This is a genomic window from Mesorhizobium sp. CA6, assembly GCF_020165035.1.
GTDB lineage: Bacteria > Pseudomonadota > Alphaproteobacteria > Rhizobiales > Rhizobiaceae > Mesorhizobium.
On sequence record NZ_JAIUHI010000037.1, the window covers coordinates 1 to 1192 of the forward strand.

Consider the following 1192-nt stretch of genomic DNA (forward strand, 5'->3'; position numbering starts at 1 on the left):
AAGGGCTTTGCACAGAATCGGATCGGTGATTCCATGCGGATATCCGGCGAGGAGGGATTCGCGATGGTCGATCGAGTGCTTGGCCAATTGAGCCTAGCGGACGGTTTTGCGGCGTCGGATGAGACGATCTTCGACCTGATAGCGAAGGAACTGGACTGGGCGCCGATCCGAACCTTGCTTGGTCATCGCAGCGGTCCTGGCTCTGGCAACACCAGCTATCCAGCCGAGCCGCTGGTGCGTTGTTTGCTGCTGGGCGTGTGGCATGGGCTGAGCGATCCCGCGCTTGAAGCGCAAATCCGGGACCGGCTGTCGTTCCGCCGCTTTGCCGGCTTCAGCCTTTCGGATCGCACGCCTGATCACTCGACGCTGTGGCGTTTCCGCGAGGAACTGACGCGCGAGCGTCTGATCGACAAGATCTTTGAGGAGATCAATCGCCAACTGGAGGCCAAGAGCCTGATCGTCAAGCGCGGTACCTTGGTCGATGCCACATTCTTGCAGGCTCGCGGCCGCCCGCCCAAGCAGCCCAAGAAGGGCCATCATGGTCCGATCAAGCCGTCGTCCGACAAGGATGCGCGCTGGGGCAAGAAGGGCAAGAAGAGCACCTTCGGCTACAAGATGCACATCGGCGCTGACCAGGCGCACACCATCATCCGGCGCGTCGAGGTGAGCGACGCCTCGCTCACCGACACCGAGCCGGCCGACCAGCTGATCTGCGGCGACGAGAAGGCGGCCTATGGCGATCAGGCCTATTACACCCACGCCAGGCACGATCGGCTAGCCGAGGCCAACATCAAGGATCGGCTGATGCGGCGGGCCAACAAGCATCACCCCGAGCTGCCGCCGCGCCAAAAGCTGCGCAACCGGCTGATCGCCAAGGTGCGCGCGGCGGTCGAGCGGCCGTTCGCCGTATTCAAGGAGCACTATGGCATGCGGCGCGTGCGCTTCTTCAACCTGGCCACCAACCGCACGCAGTGCATGCTGGCGGCCTGCGCCTACAATCTAAGGACCATGATCGGCGCCCTCTTTCCACCTGCTGAGAGACGAGCATGAGGAGGAGTGCGTCCGCAGCCAAGCGGATTGGCCGCCTAACCCGGCAAATGCCCCGCAAAGCCGCCCAAAACCGCTCCCATGGCCTTCAAAAAACGCCTCATTAGCCCAACAAACAGAATTCACTCTCCCGTGCAAAGCCCTC

1 protein-coding gene is annotated in these 1192 nt (G+C 62.4%); it reads left to right on the forward strand.

Translation table 11 applies throughout. The features are described 5' to 3' along the window. On the forward strand, nucleotides 1-1050 hold a 1050-nt coding region (locus tag LB526_RS29515; RefSeq protein ID WP_224532842.1), incomplete at its 5' end, for an IS5 family transposase. Nucleotides 1051-1192: the final 142 nt, after the last annotated feature.